This window comes from Oscillochloris sp. ZM17-4 (assembly GCF_019599295.1).
Lineage (GTDB): Bacteria > Chloroflexota > Chloroflexia > Chloroflexales > Chloroflexaceae > Oscillochloris.
The window spans coordinates 1-5,218 of the sequence record NZ_JAIEWN010000052.1 but is presented as its reverse complement, the minus strand read 5'-3'; the positions used below and the strand labels follow the sequence as shown (position 1 = coordinate 5,218).

The following is a 5,218-nucleotide window of genomic DNA, read 5'->3' as shown; positions in this document are numbered from 1 at the left end:
CCGCGCGTGAGCGTGGCCAGCCCCAGCAGCGCGCCCGCCCCGGCCAGCCAGGCCCAGCCGCCGCGCCGCGCCCATGCCCCCAGCGCCGCCAGCCCGCCCAGCAGCAGCGCCGTGAACAGCGTCTCGCCCAGCAGCAGCTGCCCGTAGCTGGCGAAGGGCAGGTAGACCGCCGCCATCATCGCGGCGATCCCCGGCGCTCTCGCCATCTGCCCCCGGCCCCCAACTCCCAACTCCCAACCCCCAACCACCTGCCGCGCCAGCAGGTAGACCAGTGCCACACTCAGCAGGCTCAAGATCGTCTGGCTGACAAAGATCGGCGTCAGGCTGTGGCCGAAGAGCGCCAGGTGGGCGGCCAGGAACAGCGGGTAGAGCGGGGCGCGCGTCCACAGGTACCCCAGGTGCCAGGCGAAGCCCCGCCCCTGGGCCAGCCAGTCGGCGGCGGCCAGGTACTCCGCCTCATCGCCGATCATGCCCAGGCGCGGCAGGTTTCCCCACAGCGCCAGCCGCAGCCCCAGGCCGAGCAGCAGGGCGAACCATAATGCTAAATGCTGAATGCTGAATGTTGAATGCTTCGGCTGTATGAGATCGTCATTCACCATTCATCACTCACCATTCACAATTTCAACGGTCTCCAGCACCAGCCTGCCCTCGCCGAGCCCCTCGCCCCCGCTCACCGCCAGGCGCGCGCTAGGCGAGGGGTCGCTCGGCCGGTAGACCCCCAGCAGCAGCGTGTAGCGCCCCGGCGGCAGGTCGCGCGGCAGCGGGATGGCCCGGTCATCGCGGGCCGGCTTGCCCGGCAGCCAGCTGCTCGTCGGCAGGTAGCCGCCCAGCGGCGGGCCATCATCGCCGGCCACCGGGGGCGACTCGCAGTCCCGGCAGAGGTGCAGGAAGAAGCTCAGATCCTCCGTCGGCTGCGCGGCCACATCCCAGAACAGGCTGATCGGCAGGTTCCCGCCCGCCCGGTAGACCCCCGGCCCATCCGGGGTGGTCGCCTTCAGGGTGAAGCCCAGCAGGGTCAGGCGCTCGCCGAAGGTCGCCCCCACCGGCGTGGCCGGCTCGGGGCGCGCGCCGGTGATGTAGGCCTCGGGCGCCTCCTGGCAGAGCAGGTGCGCCCCATTGTAGCGCCAGATCCCGCAGGGCCAGGCCCGCTGCTCGCGGCTGAAGGCCCAGAAGTTGCCCACCAGCCCGTACTCATCGCCGGGCGCCGGCGCGTCCACTGTGCGGGCGTGCTCGGGCGCGATCAGCAGGAAGCTGCGGGTGTAGCCGGCCAGCTTCGCCCGCCGCTCGATATCCCACTCGCGCTGGCCGTAGGCCGTCTCGCCCTGCCAGAAGTCGGCGAAGACCAGCGGCTGCGGGGCCGGGTCGGCGCTCAGCCGGCCCATATAGTAGTCGTAGAGCGGGCGGATGTACGAGGGGTGGATCACCACCGCGTCATCGGGCTGCACCCGCGCCGCCAGCTCGGCGATCGCCTCGCGGTACTGCTCCTTCACCGGCGCGCCCGAGAACAGCCCGAAGGTCGGCTGAAACAGCGAGGCCGCGCCCGTGCCCAGCGCCGCCACCAGCACAGCGATGCTCAATGCCTGTCCCCTGTCCCCTGTCCCCTGTCCCCTGTCCCCTTGCAGCGGATACGCCGCCGCCAGCGCCCAGGCCGGGTAGAGCACAATCAGGTAGCGCGCCTCATACAGCCGTGTGAACAGCAGCTGGATCAGGAACAGCCCCATCGGCACCAGCAGCATACACACGATCGCCGTAGGGGCGGAGCGTGCCCCGCCCTTCCCCCGCCACACATCTCTAAAAAGGCCGATCAGCCCCCAGGCCAGCAGGGCCGCCCAGGGGATGAGCCACCACCAGGGCGCATCGCCCGGCCAGCGGTCCAGGCTGAAGCGCGTGAAGGTTAGCCCCAGCGCCGACAGCGGCCCCGCCGGGATATAGGCTCCCGTCGCCGCCCGGTCGCTCCCCAGCCCGTAGACCATCACCGCCACCAGCCCCGCGCTGATCAGCGCAAGCCCGGCTGACGCAGCCCATCCGACGAAGACCGCGACGAGCGCGACCGCGCCGAAGGCCAGCCAGTCGCGCCCCGCCCCGGTGCGCAGCGCCCGCAGCAGCGCCCAGGTCAGCAGGGCGGCGGCCAGCAGCAGCAGGCTGTACGCCTTCGCCTCCTGCGCGTACCAGAGCGGGAAGGGGCTGATCAACATAATCGCGGCGGCTGCCAGCGGGTAGCGCCGCGCTCCTGCCCCCTGCCCCCCGCCTCCTGCCTCCTGCCCCGCCAGGTAGATCGCCGGCACCGCCGCCGCTCCTGCGATCGCCGAGGGCAGCCGCAGGGCGATCTCGCTGTCGCCGAAGACGCCCACCCAGGCCTTGAGCAGCAGGTGGTACAGCGGGTAGGCCGCCGTCGGGCTGAGCATCTCGCGCAGCAGCGCGCCCCAGGGCATGCCGGCCATCTGCCAGCTGCTGCCCTCATCCAGCCAGAGGCTTTGCGCGTCCAGCCGGTAGACCCGCAGCGCCAGGGCGGCCAGGAACAGCATAAGGGGGGCAAACGTGCTAGATGTATACAAGCCGCGTAGAATTCGCAATGTCCCCTGTCCCCCGTCCCCTATCCCCTGTCCCCTGTCCCCTGTGCCCCCACATACACCCGCTCGAATCGCTCGCAGGTCCGCTCCCAGGTCAGCTCCTGCTCGACGCGGGCGCGGGCGGCGCGGCCCAGCCCCTCGGCGAAGGGCCGGTCGGCGATCAGGCGCAGGATGGCCTCGGCCAGGGCGGATGGGCTGCGCTCGGGCACGATCAGGCCATGCACGCCGTCGTCGATCACATCGGGGACGCCGGCCACCCGCGAGGCGACCACCGGCCGGCCGGCGCCCATGGCCTCAAGCAGCGCGTTCGGCAGGCCGTCCACGCCCTCGCGCACGATCGGCAGGGCGAAGATGTCGGCGGCGGCCAGGTAGCTGGCCGCCCGGCGCCGCTCCAGCTGCCCCGCGAAGCGCACCCGCTCGCCCACCCCCAGCCGCCGCGCCTGCTCCTCCAGCTGGCCGCGCAGGTCGCCGTAGCCGACGATGCACAGCGTGGCCTGCGGGGCCTGGGCCAGCACGCGCGGCCAGGCGTCGAGCAGCACCCCGAAGCCCTTCTTCGCCACCAGCCGGCCCAGGCCGATCACCAGCGGCGCGTCGTCCCCCAGGCCGAGCTCGGCCCGCACGGCCGCGCGGTCGTCCTCGTCGGGCCGGAACGCGCGGATGTCCACGCCGTAGGGGATCACCGTGCTATCGGCGGGCCTCGCGCCGAGCGCCACCCCGCGGTCGCGCAGGTCGCCGCTGCACGCCGTCACTGCGGCGGCGCTGCGGAATGCCCAGCGGGCCGGGGCGGCCAGCGCCCGGCCGCGCTCGGCCAGGTAGATGTCGCTGCCGTGCAGGCTGACCACCAGGGGCACGCCGTAGGCGCGGGCGGCCAGCGCCGCCGGCGGGCCGTTGGGCAGCACCCAGTGCGCCTGCACCAGGTCGAAGGGCGCGCCTGCCCGCCGCGCCGCCCCCAGGGCGCGCAGCATCGCCACGGTCGAGGCACCCAGTGCGAAGGGCACCGCCGCCAGCGCCCGCCGCTTAATATGCGTGTCGCTCTGCAGCGACTGGGCGTAGCCCCAGATATTCAGCGCCGGGTGCGGGGCGTAGCGGAAGAAGCGCAGCCGCACCCCGCGCTCGACAGGCGCGCGGCGGATCTCAGGGTGCCAGGGCGCCAGCAGCGTCACCTCGTGGCCGCGCGCCGCCGCCCCCGCTGCGATCTCCTCAATAAAGGGCGCCGTCGTCTCCCCCGGGTACATCGGGTAGGACGAGGCCAGCATCAGAATGCGCATAATAGATGCAAATTGAGAATTGAGAATTGAGAATTGAAAATGGTCGCAATGCCGATCCGCAATATAAACCTCGCTTACCCTGCTGCGTCACCCCTCAATGTTCAATGCTCAATGTTCAATGCTTAATGCTCCGGTATCCTGTACACAAACGCCCGAAAGTCCGCCGTCGGGCTCGCGTAGAGCAGCTCGAACCCGTCGACCACATCGCCGACCTGGTTGCTGTGGTCAAGCAGCGGGGCCAGCAGCCGCCCGGCGTCGCCCTTCACCCGCTGCTGGTTCTCCAGCACCAGGTACTGCGCGCCGTAGCGCCGGGCGATCTCCAGCAGCAGATCGCGGCTCGCCGTGTTCGGGATCATCAGCGTCGGCCGCTCGGTGTGCCAGTTCGCCTGCCAGGGGATGCGCGTCATCAGCGGCGCGCCCGGCGGCGTGTGCGCATCGACCCACGCGTAGGCCGCCAGGTCGGGCGCCCAGATCGTCGGCTCGTTGCGCACCTTGTTGGCGATATCCGCCCGCGAGAAGCCCACCACATTGCTCACCGCCACCACGGCCAGGATCAGCCCCAGCGGCGCCCAGCGCCGGTCGCCGATCGTCGCCAGCCGGTCGTAGCCCGCCCAGATCGCCCAGGCCCCCAGCAGGGCCAGCCAGGGGATGAGCATCACCCAGTAGCGCTCCTCGTTGGTGCGCCAGTAGGTCAGCATGAAGGCCATGTAGGGCAGGTAGGCGCAGGCCAGCAGGCCGAGCAGCCGCCGCCGCGAGCGCAGCGCCGCGATCACCCCGATCAGCGCCAGCCATGCGCCCATGTCGCTGGCGATGTTCTTGCGCTCGTTATTGCTGAACAGCCAGCCCACGCCATCCGGCAGGCCGCGCCACACCGGCATCAGGTAGTTCCGCAGCTCGACCGCCTGCGCCCGCAGCTTCTCCAGCGTCGCGTCGAAGCCCCAGCGCAGGATCCAGCTGCGGTCGGGCAGCCCCGGCCCGCCCAGCTCCGGCGTGAACACGTCGTAGATCTCCTCCCACGCGTCGCCGCTGTTGCCCCGGTACCCCAGCACCCAGGCGTCGTAGCTCTCCGTCGAGAAGACCGGCTTGCCGAAGGTGATCATGTTCCGTATAACATAGGGTGAGAGCACCAGCAGCGCCACCGCCGCCCACGCAATTGCAGATTGCAGATTGTAGATTGCAGATTTCCGCGCCCCGCGCCGCCAATCTGCAATCTGCAATCTACAATCTGCAATCACCCACAGCCCCATCCCCGCCACGATCACCGCCCCGCTCGGCTTCTGTAGCATCATCAGCCCGCACAGCAGCCCAGAGAGCAGCAGCCAGCGGCGTGCGAATGTTGAATGTTGAATGTTGAATGTTGAATGTTGAAAGCTCTCTGTC

General features: G+C 70.6%; 3 protein-coding genes and 1 pseudogene. All 4 read right to left on the bottom strand.

Annotated elements, in window-relative coordinates; genetic code table 11:
* Positions 1–599, bottom strand: a 599-nt coding sequence (locus K2Z83_RS24125) for a glycosyltransferase family 39 protein (RefSeq protein ID WP_220597758.1), incomplete at its 3' end; no start/stop codon positions are given.
* 3 nt (positions 600–602) lie between these two features.
* The gene (locus K2Z83_RS24120; RefSeq protein ID WP_220597730.1) at positions 603–2,525 is read right to left on the bottom strand and encodes a glycosyltransferase family 39 protein; all 1,923 of its coding nucleotides are present in this window, start codon (positions 2,523–2,525) and stop codon (positions 603–605) included.
* Positions 2,526–2,593: 68 nt separating this feature from the next.
* Entirely contained in the window at positions 2,594–3,838 is a 1,245-nt protein-coding gene (locus tag K2Z83_RS24115) for a glycosyltransferase (RefSeq protein ID WP_220597729.1), read from the bottom strand.
* A gap of 122 nt (positions 3,839–3,960) precedes the next feature.
* Positions 3,961–5,218: pseudogene (locus tag K2Z83_RS24110) on the bottom strand (hypothetical protein); the annotation flags it as partial.